Below are 15,551 nucleotides of genomic sequence, written 5' to 3'. Positions count from 1 at the left end.
AACGTGTGGAGAAAAGTCATGAAATTGAGATATGGAAAAATTGCGATTGCAACCACAACCCTCGCCCTTGCGACGCTGCTGTCTGTCGATTGGTCAGGACAGGGCAGCGTTTCCCTGTCGGTCGAAAGCGCTCAGGCTCGCGTCGGCCGCCCGCTCACTCCCGTGAGCGTCGCCGGTGTCGCACGCCGGCAATACCGGCGGAACGCATACGGCTATGGCGCCGCCGCCGTTGGCACGGGATTGGCGGTCGGAGCCGCGACAATCGCGGCCGCGACCTCCCCCTATGGCTACTATGGCCAGCCCTATGGCTACCAGGCCGCCGGATATGCCAGCGACCCCAATGCAGCGTATGCAAGCACATACGCGGGTAATGCTGGTGGCTACTATGCGGAAAGCCCCTGGGGTTACCACGAGTGCACCCCCGGCACATCCTTCTGGGATTGCCAGCCTTATGCACACACCGGCTGGTATCACTACTAGGCTGCCGTCGCCCCGCGAGGGTCTCGGCCACGAGCCGGTGTCAAGGTGAGCTGATCTCGCACAGGTACCGAAAGAGGCGACCGAAGGGCCGCCTCTTTGGAATTGCCGTTTTGCGATCCTGGACGGACCGCTGCCTAACACGTTATTCCTTCACCACCACAAGCCGCCGCCAAACCAGGCATATCGCGATGGGCGAGCGATCCTGGGCGGCGGCCGGGCAACGATCCAGGGCGGTTGCCGTTCACTATGTCGCCTGGCGATTTTTTGCCGATGCTGGACTTCCTGCTTCTTCGGCTTCTCTGCCTGCACGCGGGCGCCATCCGGCATTTGCACCTGCGCCATCGCCTCGCGCGCGCGATCCGCAGTGACGGCGGCTCTCTCTTGCACGGGGTTGACTTGCAAAGAGCTCGCGGCGGCGGCGACACCCGGCATTGGGGCGCTGGTGTCGAAGACGATGCGCTCGGGCCCTTTGCGCTCGGAAGTAATGCGAATGACGGGCCCCGGCCTGTCGGCCGCGACGCTGGCGGGCAATTTGGGAAGGCATGCGTCTGCGATGAAAAGCAACACGAGCAACACACCGCCGACCCAAAGAAAATATCGCACCATGGGCATGTGTATGCTCCCGTTTGCCGTTCGGCTCCCGCGCTCGATGCGTCTCAAAGGTCGGATCGAACGCGGCACGCCGAGGTTCGTGACTTGCAACCCATCTTGCAAACCAGGTCGCTAGCGCCGCACGCCAACGCGATTGACGCCTCCGTTTAGATTGCCGCCGACATTGTGCCGGACCGCTGCGCGCGCCACCGGGCGCGGCCTGAGCACGACACCGGCCCTGGCAACGCAGCCCTGCGGATAACCAACGTAAGTGCAGTAGATCACCGCCCCGGCCGGCGCCGGACCAACGGTGACGGCTGCAAGCCCGAGCAGGACGCTGGCGGCAATCCCGGCCACGGTGACTGACTTGATCGAACCTCGCTCTCCCGACTGCATGACAATCCTCCTCACGGCACTTGCGAACGAAAAGGTGACGAGCCGCCAAGAGCGGCCAACCCTAACCGAGCGCGCCAAGGGAACGGCGACCTTGACCTGGATCAAAGTCGATCGGGTGCCAGGGTTCCGCGTTGCGTCACGCCGGCAGGGTCACGACGCCTCCGAAGCCGTTCTGCAACGATCGACCCGACAATCCGTTGTAGAAAATGCGTGAGACGTTTTTCCCCGCATTCCCGGAGGTGTCACCGTGATCGAAGCGATCAGTGCCGTTACGCTCGCCACGCACGACATGCTCCGCGCTGTGCGATTCTACGCATCTCTCGGTTTTGAAATCGCCCATGGCAGCGAAAGCGCTTCCTTCACCAGCTTTCGCGCTGGAGCAGGCTACCTTAACCTGATCGCACAGCCCCTGGAGAAGCAGTGGTCATGGTGGGGCCGCACCATTTTTTATGTCAGCGATGTCGATGCGCTCTATGAGCGGGCTCTCGCCACCGGGCACAGGCCGTCGACGCAGCCGCGCGACGCCGAATGGGGCGAACGCTATTTTCACCTGACCGATCCCGACGGCCATGAACTCAGCTTTGCGAAGCTGCTGGCCGAGCGATGATTTGCCCTTGCCAGCATTTTCCCCGTGCGAGGTGATTTGCCCGTCGTGCCAATCTGCCGCAGGCAGCTTGCTTGCGACGGCGGGCAAATCACGAACACCTTCCGCCCGTCCCGCGCCCGATAAGAGGGGGCCTTTCGCGATCGTCACAAACGTTGAATGCGGGATGCGACGGACGTGTATGGCGGCGCCAGACGAGCGGCGTCACCGCGGACGACACCTAAATTCCAGAACAAATACGGCCCCGGCCGAGAGACCGGGGCCGAAGGTGGTTCAACCAGATCGTGGTTCGCTACCAGTAGGAAGGTCCCATCTTCTGGCCAATCGTGCCCGGGTAGTCACCGTCACCGTACGGCCCGCCCCAGCCCGAGTGGTAAGTTGGCCGTCGGATGCCGTAATCGAAATGGTCGTAGTCCTGAGCGCGCAGGTGATGGTTCACATGCCGCCCGTGGTAGCCTGGTCGAAATTCTGAAGACCTGGCTGAGGCGGCCGTTGCAAATCCCACAACCGCGAATAACAGCGCCGCCGCCCTAATCAATCCGATCTTTCTCATGGCGGTTTCTCCTAGCGGGCGGCGCACATTCGTGTGCGCCTCGATTGCTGGTCAAAGGGCTTAAGCAGCATCCGACCGGTGCACCTCCCGTTCGACGCGGGACTGAAGCGTCTCCGCTCCGCTCTCGTAGAACTGAGCGAACTTCTCAATGTTGTCGGCCCAGTATCTCAGCAAGAGAGCCTGATTCTGCAAAATCGTTTTTGGCACGAACAGACCGAAGCCGGTGGCAGCCGCGATTCCTTTCTCTTGTTCCTTCGCCATCGAATGGCTCCTTCTGGCTTGAGTGGTTCTAAAGCCAACACAACAGTCCAAGACTTGTTTCGACGGAACAGCAAAAGAAACGACGACAGCCTTGAACCTCGGGCTGACCGACCGCGCAAACAATGTCTGCTGTGTTCGAAAGTGGACGTTCATGAAGATGGGCGGCGGATGTAGAGGCAAATGTGGACGGCCCGGATCAGCGTCCAATGCAGGCAGGCCGGAGCGCGGTGGTTCTGGCGTGCGCAAACGAAGACGGCCCCGCCAAGGTTGGATCGACGGGGCCGCCGATGGCTTAGCGTTGCGGGAGGTAGGGACCTTCGCTAAGGCCATCCGGGCCAGTTTCCTATTTGGCCGCGACACAGGAGTCTGTGTCCTGGTTCACAGCTTCACGGTTTTCGTGTCCGCAAATGCTTGTAAGCCTCAGCCGCTGCGAGGCGATGATTTGACCTTGACAGCATTTTCCCCGTGCGAGGTGATTTGCCCGTCGTGCCAATCTGTCGCAGGCGTTTCAGTTGTGACGTCGGGCAAATCAATGGTTTCTCTTCGCGCGTCCCGTGCCCGATAAGAGGGGCGTTTCGCGATCGTCACGAACGTTGGATGCGGGATGCGATGGACGCGAGCTGGCGCATGCGACGAATGCGCCGGAGCGCGGACGACGAAGCCGTGTGGTCTTAGCGCCTCGACGCTGGCGCGAACTCGCGACAACGCTTCGCGTTGCGCGGGGACGGTGACAAAAAGCCCGATCGCCGGAGAGAGCACGGAATAAGTCGTAAAACCGTCGTGCAGGGAATGCCGGATCGTTCGGCGAACCTGTGGTGGACTTACTCGTGTGCTTTCATTTTTGCGCACGAGGCTGCGGGTGAGCTTGATCACCCGGCATTCCCTGCGCCCTCTTCTCGGGGGCAGAGATCTGGCAAGACCTGGGCGCGATTGGCGCGGCGGGAATGCAGGTTTGCGTCATCATGATCGTGCATGTCGGCAATGGCCGGGAGATGCAAAGTGCAGGTACCTCCCCGTCATCGCGAGGAGTGCAACGACGACCCGCCGTCGCTAGCTGCGCTAGCTATGGCGGGCTTGGAGTCCGCCGAAGCGTCCTTTCGCGTAAGCGGAAGCGATCCAGAGCTTTTTCGCGGCTCTGGATTGCTTCGCTATCGCTCGCAATGACGCCGGCATTCAGTATGATCTCGGCCACAAACCTCTGTTCGTTCAAGCAATAAAGAAACGATCATGAATCCGCGAATCTTCTTTGTCCTCGCCGTTGCCCTCGCGTGTGCCGCCGCAAGCGCCGCGCAGGCCCAAACCCCCGCCCCGGCCGACACCGTTTTCATCCATGGCAAGGTCTTTACAGCCGATGACGGTGATCATGTGGTGCAGGGCTTTGCCGTCAAGGGTGATCGCTTCGTTGCGACGGGCACCGACGTTGACGTAAGCCGCTATGTCGGTCCGCAAACCAGGGTGGTCGACCTCAAGGGCCACTTCGTGTCGCCGGGCATCACTGACGACCATTTCCACAACGAGGGCGGCGGCGCCGGCGTCGATCTCAGCCATGTGCGCTCGCTCGGCGAGCTCCTGACCACGGTTGCCAATGCGGCAGCGGCTGCGCAGGCCGATACGATCATCGTCTCCAACTCCGACTGGCACGAGGCGCAGCTGAAGGAGCAACGCCTGCCGACGGCCGACGAGATCGAGCAGGCCGCGCCGGGCAAGCCGGTCGTGCTGGTGCGCGGCGGCCACGAATACATCCTCAACCAGGCTGCCTTGAAGAAGTGGAACATCACCAGGGATACGCCGGTACCGGCGGGCGGACAGATCAGCCGCAATGCCTCAGGTGAATTGACCGGCGAACTGTTCGACGAGGCCAAGGGACTGGTGACACTGCCGCGCCCGAAACCCGTGAGCGTGGACGACATCCTGACGACGCAAAAGGCGGTCGCGCCCTACGGCATGACCGCGATCCGCGTCCCCGGCGCCTACAAGGGCGACATGATCGCGGCCTACCACCTGATGAAGCAGGCGGAGGCGGAAGGCAAGCTGACGCTGCGCTGGACCGTCTACATGCCGGGTTTTTCGCTGCGCTCGGCGGACGCCGCGCGCAAGGCGATGGAGGCCTGGGGCACGCATCAGGGCGAAGGCGACGACTGGGTCAAGGTCGACGGCGTCAAGCTGATGGTCGACGGCGGCTTCGAAGGCGGTCACCTGTCAAAGCCCTATCTCGAACCCTATGGCAAAGGCGGCACGTTCACCGGCCTCACGGTGTCGCCGCCCTCCGTCTACACCGAAGTCGTGCGCGAGTTGAACAGCAAGGGCTGGCACGTCATTACCCACGCGGTCGGCGATGCCGCGCTCGATGAAGTGCTCGATGCTTATGCAGCGGCCGACAAGGACGCCTCCATCAAGGGCAAGCGCTGGTCGGTCGAGCATGCCTTCGTCTCGCGGCCCGAACAGGTCGCGCGGCTGAAGCAGCTCGACATCGCGGTCTCGGCGCAGGACCACCTCTATCTCGCAGCGCCCGTGCTGAAGAAATACTGGGGCTGGGAGACGGCGAGCGAAGTAACGCCGGTGAAAACCTATCTCGATGCCGGCCTGCTGGTGGCCGGCGGCACCGATAGTCCCGTGGTGCCGTTCAATCCGTTCTGGAATCTCTACCACATGGCAAGCCGCGACACGATTTCGGACGGCGTCTACGGCGCCGATCAGAAGATCGCCTCGCGGCCGCTGCTGCTCAAGCTCGTCACCATCAACTACGCGAAGCTCATCGGCGAGGAAAAAAACCGCGGCTCGATCGAGCCGGGCAAGCTTGCCGACTTCGCGGTGTTGACGGACGATTTCCTCACCGTGCCGCCCGAGACGATCCGCGACATGAAAGCACTTTCGACCTGGGTCGGCGGCCGCGAAGTCTTTCACGCGCCGGGGGACGGCTTACGGTAGCGACCTCGACACCGCGACCGTGAAACCCTAGTTTCCCATGCGTGAATGGACCCAAGGGGGGCGCATGAACACGACACGCATTTTCTATGGCGGCGTTCTCGCCGGCATCATTCTGTTCGTCGGCGCCACTGGCACGAATAACGTGATCCTCGGCAGCGACTGGGGAGCTTGGGCGAAAGCCATGGGTCCGCTCAATCATGCGCCGTCGCAGCTTGTCGCCTCGCTGATCTGGCTGGTCGTCATGGTCCTGATTGGCGTTACGGGCATGTGGATCTATGCCGCCGTTCGATCCAGGCTCACTCCGGGGCCGGCCACCGCGGCGAAAGTCGGCGTCGCGGTCTGGGTGTGCGCGTTCTTCGCGCCGGAGCTCGGGAATATCGCGCTCGGCGCTTATCCGATGAACACGATCGTGGTCGGCTCACTTGCAGGGCTCGTGGGCGCGGTGCTGTCGATGCTGGCGGGCGCCTGGGTTTATCGGGACTAGTCCATCAAGCCATGCTCAAACACTTCGGTCCGGAAATCTGGATTGCCGACGGGACCGACGTGTCGACCGGCGGCTTCCACTATCGAACGCGAATGGCCGTCATCCGCCTTTCGGATCGCAGCCTCTTCGTCTGGTCGCCGATCAAGCTCACCGAGCAACTTCGCTATGAGATCGAGGTGTTCGGCGACGTGCACCATCTCGTTCCGCCAAATTCGTTGCATCATCTGTTTCTCGACGACTGGCGGCGCGCTTATCCCGATGCCAAGATCTGGGCGCCTCCCCGTTTGCGGAAGAAGCGGAGGGACATCAACTTTGCCGCCGACCTCGGCAACGAGCCGGCCGCCGAATGGGCCCGCGATATCGATCAGGTCGTGGTGTCAGGCAATCTGATCACGACCGAGGTCGTGTTCTTTCACCGCAAGAGCGCGACCGTGCTGTTCACCGATCTGGTCCAGCAGTTTCCGAAAGGCTGGTTTTCCGGCTGGCGGGAGACCGTGGCAAAGCTCGATCTCATGGTGGGCGACGAGCCGGCCGTGCCGCGAAAATTCCGCAACACCTTTCTCAACCGCCGCGCCGCACGATCCGCGCTGGCGCGGATCCTTGAATGGCCCGCTGAGAAGGTGCTGATGGCGCACGGTGAGCCCGTTACGACTGACGGACGCGCCTTCATCGGCCGCGCCTTTCAATGGCTGACGGGGTGAGCGACCTTATCCGCAGGAAGGGTGTCGGTGGGAGCGAACCTTTGGCAGCGCTTGGCCGACAAAGAAACGTCATGCGCTTTACGCTGCAAAACACGCCCGTGACGCGACTGGCCATCTGCCTGCTGGCCGGCACGGTCATCTTTTGGACGAGCCTCGGCATGATCGGTCTGACCCAGAAATTCATGCGCGACGGATGGGCTGAAGCCGTCAGCGGGATGATACGTTCGATCGAGAGCCTCACACCGGCTCAATGTTTACGCTTGATCGGCCTTTCCACCGGACTGTGTCTCGTTGCGTGTTTCCCGGTCTATGTCACGCGCGCGCCGCAGTCTTTCGCGCCCCTGCTCCTGTCCGCGCCATTGGCGGCTGCGCTGCTCGCAGGCTGCTTTGTTTTCGAGAACTGGTACTGGTTCGGCCACCTCGCATTTCCGCCGCCGGCACTCGTCGCAACAACTGCCCTGATCGCGCTCGCCTCCGCTCTGACAAGCCGGGCCGCCGTGATGCAACTGGACAACCGTGAGAGCAAACCATGACACGTTGGAAGAGCGCGCTGCTTGTAGCCTTGCTCGTGGCAAGCGCTTTCGCAAGCCCAGCCACCGCCGCCAATTGCGAAGCAGATCGCGCGCTGTTTCCAAAGAACTGGAACGCGACAGGCGGCGAGACGCCGCTCTTCACCTGCCGTGGTCACTATATCAGCCTCAAGGTGTTCCTGACGGAACGCAAGGAAGACAGCTTGATGCTGACGGTCGTGAATGACAAGAATGTCTATCGCGCGAAGCTGTCGCCGCGCGAAGCCGATCGGTTCAAGAAGCAGGAGGGCCTTTATATTCTCTACTCAGAGAAGACCTGCTTCATCCGCGGCAACTATTCGAGCCCCGCGGTCTTGAACTTCGCCGATGATTCGAAGGTGAACAGCCACTTCAACTTTCTGTTCGCTGCCAACTCGCTCGATGCTTTCGAGGGCTGCGAGCTGGTCAAGTGAGCTACTTCCCCGGCCAGACCGGCTTGCGCTTCTCCGCAAACGCCTTCAGCCCCTCTTTCGCATCTTCGGTCATCGCGGTCAGTGCGATCTGGCTTTCGGTGTAGGCGATCGCCTCGTCGAACGACATCGAGGCGACCGCGCGCATGGCGTATTTTCCGCGCCGGATAGCGGTCGGCGATTTGTCGACGATGCGGCCGATCAGCCAATCGACCCTGGCGTCGAGTTCGGCCTGCGGCACGACGTGATTCAACAATCCCGCGGCTTGTGCGGTCTTTGCATCGAACGGCTCGCCAGTGATGGCCCATTCATTGATGACTCGCCGCGGCGCGATTGACTGCAAAAGGCTCAACACCTGCATCGGGAATACGCCGACCTTCACCTCCGGCAGGCCGAAGATCGCGTGGTCGGACGCAACCGCCATGTCGGTCATGCACAATAGCCCCATGCCGCCGGCCATGCAGACGCCATTGACCCGCGCGATCGCGGGTTTTGTGGCGTTCTGCGATTGCCGCAACAGATCGGCGAACTCGACATTGGGCTTCGCGAAATCATGCGCAAACGCGCCGCCGGTATTTTGCAAATCGGCGCCCGCGCAAAACGCTTTCTCGCCCGCACCCGTCAGCACGATCACGCGAACCTCGGCGTCGTCATGCGCCATGCGGTAGCCGCGCGAGATCCCGGCGATGACGTCGGCATTGATGGCGTTGCGCTTCTCCGGCCGGTTGATGGTGATCCACAGCGCTGGCCCGCGCTTTTCGATGAGGACGGCTGAAGTGTCGGTCATGGGTGTTTCCTCCCGTCATTGCGAGCGATAGCGAAGCAATCCAGAAAGCCGCGAGAAAGAGCTGGATTGCTTCGTCGCGTTGCTCCCTCGCGCAAACGCCTTGCGTTTGTCGCAGGCAATGACGCCTAGATTTTAGAGTGCGTCTTGGCGGTAAGTCTACGGCGTCGGAATCGCCTCGGCGTCCGCTTTCTTGATCCAGACCTTGTTGTCGTGGAAGGCCGCACCGCCGACAGGGGCGACGGCCTCGGCGCCGGTGAGCATGTTGATGCCCTTGCCGCCGATATGGGCCTTGTTGGGATGGATGGATTCGGCGATCAGCACGCCGCGCCGCACGCCGTCAAAGTGCTTGGCGATCAATGTCGTCTCGCCCCGCAGATTGCCGAGCGTGACGGCGTCGCCGTCCTCGATGCCGAGCGTAGCCGCATCGTCTGGATGGATCATCACGCTGGGCGCGCCCTCGCGCGCCTGCGACGACGGCGTCTCGTTGAAGCTCGTATTGAGGAAGCTGCGCGACGGGCTGGTCGCCAGACGGAACGGATGCGCCTCGTCCGCCTCTTCGATCGCTGCCGCCCAGTGATCGGGCAGCGACGGCATCTTGTCCCACGCCCCCATCATGCCGGCATTGCCGAGCGGCACGTTGGCCCAATCCGCCTTGAAGTGAAACTTGCCGTCCTTGTGCGCAAAGCCGTCGAGATAATGCGAGGTGCGGAAATCCGGCTGCAGATCGCGCCACAGATCGGCTTCAAGTTCGGCGATCCCGCCATGACCGCTCTTGCGCAAAGTGGCGTCGATCAGCTCGCGCGGCGACATCTCAAAGCCCGGATGCGAAATCTTCAAGCGCGTTGCGAGGCCTTGCAGCACCTCGTGGTTGGAACGGCATTCGCCGGGCGGCTCGATCAGCTTGGCGCCGACCGAGATGTGCTGATGGCCGCCGCCGTAATAGAGATCGTCGTGCTCCATGAACATCGTCGCCGGCAGCACGACATCGGCCATGACAGCGGTCTCGGTCATGAACTGCTCGTGTACCGCGACGAACAGGTCCTTGCGCGCGAAGCCGCGGCGCACCAGCGCCTGCTCCGGCGCCACCGTCATCGGATTGGTGTTCTGGATCAGCATCGCCTTGACCGGCGGACCGTTATGCAGCGCCGCCGCATCGCCGGTGAGGATGCGCCCAATCTTGGATTGATCCAGCCGGCGCGTTGTGTCGTCGATCGTGTCGTGGCCTTCGATAATGGACTCGTCGAACTTCCAGAGCGCGAAATTGTTGAAGAACGCGCCGCCGCCCTCGTGCTGCCACGCGCCGGTCACCGCGGGAATGCACAGCGCCGCGTGCATCTGCGCGGCGCCGTTGCGGCTGCGGGTGAAACCATAGCCGAGGCGGAAATACGTTCGCTTGGTCTGGCCGACGAGCCGCGCGAAAGCTTCGATCTCGTCCACCGGCACACCGCAAACGCTGGAGGCCCATTCCGGGGTGCGGCTCTTCAGATGCGCCTCGAGCTCGCCAGGGCAGTCGGTGTACTTGTCCATGTAGGCGCGATCGGCATAGCCGTCGCGGAACAGCACGTGCATGACGGCGCAGGCGAATGCGCCGTCGGTGCCGGGCCTCAGCAGGATCTTGATATCGGCCTGCTTCATGGTCTCGTTGTTGTAGACGTCGACGGCCGCGATCTTGGCGCCGCGCTCCTTGCGCGCGCGCATCGCGTGCGTCATGACGTTGACCTGGGTGTTGACGGGGTTGGTGCCCCAGATCACCACGAGGTCCGAGACGCCCATCTCGCGCGGATCGACGCCGGCGATCTTGCCGGTGCCGGCGGCAAAGCCGACGCGCGCAATCGTCGAGCAGATCGTCGAATAGAAGCGCGAATATTTCTTCACATGGGCGAGACGGTTGATGCCGTCGCGCATCACCAGCCCCATCGTGCCGGCATAATAATAAGGCCAGACCGATTCCGCCCCGAACTCGCGCTCGGCGGCGTTGAAACGCCCGGCGATCTCGTCGAGCGCATCGTCCCAGGAGATCCGCGCGAACTTGCCCGATCCCTTCGGACCGACGCGGAACATCGGATGGGTCAGCCGCTCCGGATGATGGATGCGCTCGGCGTAGCGAGCCACCTTGGCGCAGACCACGCCGGCCGTATAGGTCTGGAGCTTCGAGCCTCTGACACGGCCGATCGAGGAACCGTCGATCACCTCGACGTCGAGCGCGCAGGCCGAAGGGCAATCGTGCGGACAGGTCGAATGCCGGATGGCGATTTTGCCGCGCGCCTCGGTCTCGATCTTGGTGTGCTGGTTCATGGCATACTATGATTAACACCAAAAGCGGGAGTCGCCAGCGCGTTTCCTGCGCAGATGGCCGAAAAGCCATGCAGCCGGACGGGCCCTACCCCCCGAAATAAGCCCCGCCATTGGCATGGATCGCCTGGCCGTTGATGTAGCGGGCGGCCGGGCTACACAGGAACCGCACGACCGCCGCGACATCTTCCGGCTTGCCACGCTCGCCAGTGATCGTCCGGTGGATCAAATGGTGGGCTGGCTCCGGCGTGTTCTTCGGCCGTGGCGTGCCGATGATTCCCGGCACGACGCAATTGACGGTAATGCCGTCGGCGGAGAGGTCATGGGCGAGCGCGCGGGTAAAACCGATGATGCCGGCTTTTGCCGTCACCACATGGGCGCGGTCGCTGGCGCCGGTATGCGCGCTGAGGCCGCCGACATTGACGATGGTCCCCGCACCGCTTGCTTTCAGATGCGGCAGGCAGGCCTTCACGCAATGGAAGGTGCCGTCGAGAATGACGTTCATGACCTCGCGCCAATCCTGATAGGTCATCTCGGCGAATGGCTTTTCGCGTCGCAACGCCGCATTGTTGACGAGGATATCGATGCGGCCGAATTCCTTCACCACCAGATCGACCATGGCTTGCACTGCGGCGGGATCGGCGATGTCGCCGATATGAACCAGCGCCTTCGCGCCTGTGGTCTCGACGTCGCGTGCGACCGCCTTGGCCTCGTCGCGGTTGCTGCGCGAGTTGATGACCACGGAAGCGCCGTCATCGGCCAGTGCGAGCGCAATCGCACGGCCGATGTTGCGGCCCGAGCCAGTCACGATCGCGACCTTGCCGCTGAGTTCGGTGTTGCTCATTTCTGTCCCCTACCCTGCGTCATGGCCGGGCTTGACCCGGCCATCCACGTCTTTGGCGCCAACAAAGACAGACGTGGATGCCCGGCACAAGGCCGGGCATGACGAGAACTACGAGCGCAGCGCCTTCAACTCGATCTTGCCCTGATAAAGCCCCGCAAGCAATTTCAGCGCAGCCGCGCCTTGCGCCTTGCTCCAGCCGCCATGCTGAACGTTCAGCGCGAACTTGTCGACGATATCCTGCTGCGTCAGCGGCTCCTGCGCGCCGCCACGCAAATATGGTTGGCGTTCCTCGACCACGCTGCCGTCTTTCAGCGTCGCCTTGATATGACCGGTGTAATTGTTCGGATACGGATTGTCCGGATCGATGACGAATTTCACCTTGGCCGCAAGCGCCAGCACGCGCTCGTCGCTGATTGCGTCTTCGGTGAACGCACCGAGCCCGACGCCGCCATGCACGAAGCCGGCCGCCAGCAAATACGGCACCGCGAATTTCGCGGCATAGCCGTTGCGCGGGCGTTGTTTGTCGGCGAGCGGCTCCCACAGCCGGTGCACCGTGCCTTCCGCGACCTCGCACAGGATCGCTTCGACATTCTCCGGCTTGATGCCGCGCGCGGCGAGCCGCCGGGCGCAGTCGATGTAGGGCTGCGCCATGGTCCCGCATGGATACGGCTTGAACGCCAGCGTATCGGTGACCCAGCGCGTGCCGAAATCGCCGGTCAGGGCAGCGTAGTCACCTTGCGTCGTGTGCGCAAAGCCCTGGAACAGGCCATGCACGCCCTCGAACACCGTTCGCGGCCCGACAAAGCCGGAGCGTGCCAAGAGCGCGGCGCGCAGGCCCGATTGCGCGGCCCATCCGGCATGCAACCGCTTGGTCCACGCGCCCTCGGCGAGATATTCGATGATGCCGCCCGCCATGCTGCCGGCGATGCCGAGCGCATCGACGATCTGTTTGGCGTCGAGACCGAGTGCCGCGCCGACGCCGGCAGCCGCGCCCATCGCGCCGAAGATCGCGGTCGGATGGAAGCCGGCCTTGTGCACGGCCTTCGGTACCACGAGGCTGAGCCGGCACAGCACCTCGGTGCCGACGGCAATCCCGATCAGCGCCATGCGGCCATCCGGATTATGGCGCTCGCAGGCCGCGAGCACGGCCGGCACGATCACCGCGCCGGCATGGACCGGGCCGCCTTCGAAAGTGTCGTCGAAGTCTTCGCCGTGCGCCGCAGTGCCGTTGACGAACGCCGCGCCCACCGCGGTCAGCGTGCGCGCATGTCCGATCGCGGTGCAGGCGCCGTCATCGTCGCAACCGCCGAGCGCGCTCTTGACGTAGTCCTCATTGCGTGCGGTGACGCAGAGGCCGACCACGTCGATCAGCAAATCCTCGCATTTGCGCGTGGTGGTCGCGGGCAGGCTGCCCGGCTTCAGCGCAACGATCTTGTCGGCAAGCGTTTGCGCAACCGACACCTTCGGCGGGCCGGGACTCATGAGCCGCGATCAAACGTGGAAGATCTTGGAGTAACGTGCCTTGATCTGATCGCCCTGCTTCTCGACCGCCGCCGCATCGTCCTTCATGGTCTTGATGTCCTTCAGCGGCTTGCGGCCGGCCTTGTCCTGGGTGTCCGGATGCACCGAGCGCAGGCCGCCGACGTCGATGATGAGCTGCTGCGCCTCGCGGCTCATGCAGAACGACTGGAACAATCTTGCGGCGTTCGGATGCGGCGCGTCCTTGAACACGCCGTTCGGGCCGATGATCAGCGGCGAGCCTTCGCTGGCATAGACCGGCTCGACGGGGCGGCCGGCCTCCTTGAGCTGGAAGATGTTGTATTCGTTGCCGTCGGCCATCACAGCGCGCTCGCCGAGATCGAGCTTCTTCGGCGGATCGGCCGAAGACTGCACCTGCATGATGTTCTGCTTCGCGAGCTGCTCGAAAAATGTCCAGCCGAGATCGCGCTGCATCTGATAGGTCGCGGTCATGATGGTGCCGCTGTAACCCGGGTGCGCCTTGACGATCTTGCCCTTCCATTTGGGATCGAGCAGGTCGGCGAAGCTCTTCGGTGCGTCCTCCGCTTTCACCAGATTGGTGTTGTAGGCGATGATCGAGAGCCAGACGCGGAAGCTCGCGAACTGCCCGTCGACGTCGCGATGCTCGGCGGGATATTTCGCGACATCCTCGGGCACGTATGGCAAAAGGATGCCGTCGCGCTTCCAGACGATGAAATGCGCGGCATCCGACGAGTTCACCACATCGACCGCGTGGATGTTGGAGGAATATTCCTGGCCGATACGCTGGAACACGCGTTCGGCGCCGGTGCGCTCGGTGTGCACGCTGATGCCCGGATACTTCGCCTCGAAGGCCTTCGCCACCTTCTCGGCGACCGGCAGGTCGGTCGAGGTGTAGTAGCTGACTTGCCCTTCCTTCTTCGCGGCGTCGATCAGCGCCTGCGTCACCGGCTCCGGCGGCGGGCTGCTCGCCATTACCCGCGTCGAGAATGTCGCGCCCGCCACCACGATGCTTGCGCCCCTGAGCAGGTCACGACGCGAAAATTTGCGGTTCTTCATGGGGGCGTTTCCATTGTTGGCGATGGGACCCCGCAAATTATCTTTTATTCCAAGGGCGTAAACCTAGCCTATCGTCGACAGCTGCTTTGCATGGCAGCTGGGCTAGACTGCAACAAACAAGGTTTCGGGAGAGACGAGATGACCGTCCCAAGGTTTGCAACTGTGCTGCTGACCGCCCTGCTCGCGGCGCCGGTCTGTGGCGCCCAGGCCGAAGACTATCCGGTGCGGCCGGTCAAGATCATCGTTCCCTTCGGCGCGGGTGGGCCGGCCGACGTGGCGGCGCGGCTGGTCGGCAACGTCTTCCAGGAAACGATGGGCCAGCCCTTCGTGGTCGAGAATCGTACCGGCGCGGGCGGCGTGATCGGCACGCAGGAGGTCGCGAAGTCGCCGCCGGACGGTTACACGCTGTTGATGATGTCGAACACGCAGACCGCCAACGAATCGCTGGTGCCGGCCGCGCAGCGCAAATACGACTTGATGAAGGACCTCGCCCCCATCGCGCCGATCAATTATTCCGACCTCGTGATCGTGGTGCATCCATCGGTGCAGGCGAAGACGCTGGCCGAATTCATCGCGCTCGCCAAATCGCAGCCGGGCAAGCTGAATTACGCCTCCTCCGGCCAGGGCACGCCCTATCACATGGCGGGCGAGCTGTTCAAAAGCATGGCGGGGATCGACGTTCTGCACGTACCCTATCGCAACAGCGGCGAGGCGCGTTCGGGCGTGATCGGCGGCCAGGTGCAGATGATGATCGACGCTGTGCCGGCGATGGCGCCCAACATCAACGAGAAGCAGGTCCGCGCGCTTGCGACCACCGGGACCAAACGCTCCGACGTGCTGCCTGACGTGCCGACCGCGAGCGAGGCCGGGGTATCAGGCTATGAGGCCACGATCTGGCTCGGCTTGATGGCACCAGCGGGAACGCCGAAGCCGATCATCGACAAGCTCGCGGCGGCAACCGCCGCCTTTGTCAAGCGGCCGGATATCGTCAAGCTCTGGAAGGACCAGGGCGCGCTGCCGATGTCGATGACATCAGACGAATTCGACAAATATCTGCGCGGCGATATTGCGAAATGGGCGGAAGTGGTCAAGAAA

The 15,551-nt window shown here is 62.9% G+C and carries 18 protein-coding genes; 8 read left to right on the top strand and 10 right to left on the bottom strand.

Features of this window, described 5'->3' with window-relative positions:
- The first annotated feature begins 18 nt into the window (after positions 1-18).
- Entirely contained in the window at positions 19-480 is a 462-nt protein-coding gene (locus VFB05_RS23995) for a hypothetical protein (protein WP_325016939.1), read from the top strand.
- 150 nt (positions 481-630) lie between these two features.
- Here the strand turns inward: VFB05_RS23995 and VFB05_RS23990 are convergent, their stop codons facing one another.
- Both VFB05_RS23990 and VFB05_RS23985 read right to left on the bottom strand, forming a co-directional pair.
- Entirely contained in the window at positions 631-1,092 is a 462-nt protein-coding gene (locus VFB05_RS23990; protein ID WP_325016937.1) for a hypothetical protein, read from the bottom strand.
- Between the two features lie 111 nt (positions 1,093-1,203).
- Complete coding sequence (locus VFB05_RS23985) at positions 1,204-1,467, bottom strand: hypothetical protein (protein ID WP_325016935.1); 264 nt, start codon at positions 1,465-1,467, stop codon at positions 1,204-1,206.
- 247 nt (positions 1,468-1,714) lie between these two features.
- On the opposite strand from VFB05_RS23985, the gene VFB05_RS23980 reads away from it, so the two are divergent.
- Complete coding sequence (locus VFB05_RS23980) at positions 1,715-2,074, top strand: VOC family protein (RefSeq protein ID WP_325016933.1); 360 nt, start codon at positions 1,715-1,717, stop codon at positions 2,072-2,074.
- 289 nt (positions 2,075-2,363) lie between these two features.
- Here the strand turns inward: VFB05_RS23980 and VFB05_RS23975 are convergent, their stop codons facing one another.
- The 3 genes from VFB05_RS23975 to VFB05_RS23965 form a co-directional block, all read right to left on the bottom strand.
- The gene (locus VFB05_RS23975; RefSeq protein ID WP_325016931.1) at positions 2,364-2,624 is read right to left on the bottom strand and encodes a hypothetical protein; all 261 of its coding nucleotides are present in this window, start codon (positions 2,622-2,624) and stop codon (positions 2,364-2,366) included.
- Between the two features lie 60 nt (positions 2,625-2,684).
- Positions 2,685-2,885 (bottom strand): hypothetical protein, encoded by a 201-nt coding sequence (locus VFB05_RS23970; protein WP_325016929.1) that lies wholly within the window; start codon positions 2,883-2,885, stop codon positions 2,685-2,687.
- Positions 2,886-3,305: 420 nt separating this feature from the next.
- Entirely contained in the window at positions 3,306-3,758 is a 453-nt protein-coding gene (locus VFB05_RS23965) for a hypothetical protein (RefSeq protein ID WP_325016927.1), read from the bottom strand.
- A gap of 354 nt (positions 3,759-4,112) precedes the next feature.
- Here VFB05_RS23965 and VFB05_RS23960 point away from each other — a divergent pair, with 354 nt between their 5' ends.
- The 5 genes from VFB05_RS23960 (at position 4,113) to VFB05_RS23940 (ending at position 7,980) form a co-directional block, all read left to right on the top strand.
- A complete protein-coding gene (locus VFB05_RS23960) occupies positions 4,113-5,813 on the top strand; it encodes an amidohydrolase (RefSeq protein WP_325016925.1) in 1,701 nt (566 codons plus the stop codon).
- 64 nt (positions 5,814-5,877) lie between these two features.
- On the top strand, positions 5,878-6,297 hold the full coding sequence (locus VFB05_RS23955; RefSeq protein WP_325016922.1) for a hypothetical protein: 420 nt from the start codon (positions 5,878-5,880) through the stop codon (positions 6,295-6,297).
- Positions 6,298-6,308: 11 nt separating this feature from the next.
- Positions 6,309-6,998: a DUF4336 domain-containing protein gene (locus VFB05_RS23950; protein WP_325016920.1), complete on the top strand. Its 690-nt coding sequence runs from the start codon at positions 6,309-6,311 to the stop codon at positions 6,996-6,998.
- 71 nt (positions 6,999-7,069) lie between these two features.
- Positions 7,070-7,531: a hypothetical protein gene (locus VFB05_RS23945; RefSeq protein ID WP_325016918.1), complete on the top strand. Its 462-nt coding sequence runs from the start codon at positions 7,070-7,072 to the stop codon at positions 7,529-7,531.
- Positions 7,528-7,980, top strand: a complete 453-nt coding sequence (locus VFB05_RS23940) for a hypothetical protein (RefSeq protein WP_325016916.1) — start codon at positions 7,528-7,530, stop codon at positions 7,978-7,980. Before VFB05_RS23945 ends, VFB05_RS23940 begins: the two co-directional genes overlap by 4 nt.
- A 1-nt stretch (position 7,981) precedes the next feature.
- Here the strand turns inward: VFB05_RS23940 and VFB05_RS23935 are convergent, their stop codons facing one another.
- The 5 genes from VFB05_RS23935 to VFB05_RS23915 all read right to left on the bottom strand — a co-directional run bounded on the left by VFB05_RS23935 (position 7,982) and on the right by VFB05_RS23915 (position 14,456).
- Entirely contained in the window at positions 7,982-8,764 is a 783-nt protein-coding gene (locus VFB05_RS23935; protein ID WP_325016913.1) for an enoyl-CoA hydratase/isomerase family protein, read from the bottom strand.
- A gap of 156 nt (positions 8,765-8,920) precedes the next feature.
- Positions 8,921-11,059 carry a molybdopterin oxidoreductase family protein gene (locus tag VFB05_RS23930; protein ID WP_325016911.1) on the bottom strand — a complete coding sequence of 713 codons (2,139 nt, stop codon included), beginning with the start codon at positions 11,057-11,059 and terminating at the stop codon, positions 8,921-8,923.
- An 85-nt stretch (positions 11,060-11,144) separates the two neighbouring features.
- Positions 11,145-11,900 (bottom strand): 3-oxoacyl-ACP reductase family protein, encoded by a 756-nt coding sequence (locus VFB05_RS23925; protein ID WP_325016909.1) that lies wholly within the window; start codon positions 11,898-11,900, stop codon positions 11,145-11,147.
- Positions 11,901-12,008: 108 nt separating this feature from the next.
- Positions 12,009-13,382: an MmgE/PrpD family protein gene (locus tag VFB05_RS23920; protein WP_325016907.1), complete on the bottom strand. Its 1,374-nt coding sequence runs from the start codon at positions 13,380-13,382 to the stop codon at positions 12,009-12,011.
- Positions 13,383-13,391: 9 nt separating this feature from the next.
- Positions 13,392-14,456, bottom strand: coding sequence for an ABC transporter substrate-binding protein (locus VFB05_RS23915; RefSeq protein ID WP_325016905.1), 1,065 nt, complete (start codon positions 14,454-14,456; stop codon positions 13,392-13,394).
- A gap of 138 nt (positions 14,457-14,594) precedes the next feature.
- Between VFB05_RS23915 and VFB05_RS23910 the strand changes: the two genes are divergently transcribed.
- Positions 14,595-15,551, top strand: a 957-nt coding sequence (locus tag VFB05_RS23910) for a tripartite tricarboxylate transporter substrate binding protein (RefSeq protein ID WP_325016903.1), incomplete at its 3' end; no start/stop codon positions are given.

The organism is Bradyrhizobium sp., assembly GCF_035652035.1.
Taxonomy (GTDB): domain Bacteria; phylum Pseudomonadota; class Alphaproteobacteria; order Rhizobiales; family Xanthobacteraceae; genus Bradyrhizobium.
The sequence above is the reverse complement of the archived record's forward strand: the minus strand, read 5'-3'. Positions and strand labels throughout refer to the sequence as shown.

Bases quoted from the DNA above. Each gene is read 5' to 3' on its own strand.
- VFB05_RS23995 (WP_325016939.1), top strand. From the start codon at position 19: ATGAAATTGAGATATGGAAAAATTGCGATTGCAACCACAACCCTCGCC.
- VFB05_RS23990 (WP_325016937.1), bottom strand. From the start codon at position 1,092: ATGCCCATGGTGCGATATTTTCTTTGGGTCGGCGGTGTGTTGCTCGTG.
- VFB05_RS23985 (WP_325016935.1), bottom strand. From the start codon at position 1,467: ATGCAGTCGGGAGAGCGAGGTTCGATCAAGTCAGTCACCGTGGCCGGG.
- VFB05_RS23975 (WP_325016931.1), bottom strand. From the start codon at position 2,624: ATGAGAAAGATCGGATTGATTAGGGCGGCGGCGCTGTTATTCGCGGTT.
- VFB05_RS23970 (WP_325016929.1), bottom strand. From the start codon at position 2,885: ATGGCGAAGGAACAAGAGAAAGGAATCGCGGCTGCCACCGGCTTCGGT.
- VFB05_RS23960 (WP_325016925.1), top strand. From the start codon at position 4,113: ATGAATCCGCGAATCTTCTTTGTCCTCGCCGTTGCCCTCGCGTGTGCC.
- VFB05_RS23955 (WP_325016922.1), top strand. From the start codon at position 5,878: ATGAACACGACACGCATTTTCTATGGCGGCGTTCTCGCCGGCATCATT.
- VFB05_RS23950 (WP_325016920.1), top strand. From the start codon at position 6,309: ATGCTCAAACACTTCGGTCCGGAAATCTGGATTGCCGACGGGACCGAC.
- VFB05_RS23945 (WP_325016918.1), top strand. From the start codon at position 7,070: ATGCGCTTTACGCTGCAAAACACGCCCGTGACGCGACTGGCCATCTGC.
- VFB05_RS23940 (WP_325016916.1), top strand. From the start codon at position 7,528: ATGACACGTTGGAAGAGCGCGCTGCTTGTAGCCTTGCTCGTGGCAAGC.
- VFB05_RS23935 (WP_325016913.1), bottom strand. From the start codon at position 8,764: ATGACCGACACTTCAGCCGTCCTCATCGAAAAGCGCGGGCCAGCGCTG.
- VFB05_RS23930 (WP_325016911.1), bottom strand. From the start codon at position 11,059: ATGAACCAGCACACCAAGATCGAGACCGAGGCGCGCGGCAAAATCGCC.
- VFB05_RS23925 (WP_325016909.1), bottom strand. From the start codon at position 11,900: ATGAGCAACACCGAACTCAGCGGCAAGGTCGCGATCGTGACTGGCTCG.
- VFB05_RS23920 (WP_325016907.1), bottom strand. From the start codon at position 13,382: ATGAGTCCCGGCCCGCCGAAGGTGTCGGTTGCGCAAACGCTTGCCGAC.
- VFB05_RS23915 (WP_325016905.1), bottom strand. From the start codon at position 14,456: ATGAAGAACCGCAAATTTTCGCGTCGTGACCTGCTCAGGGGCGCAAGC.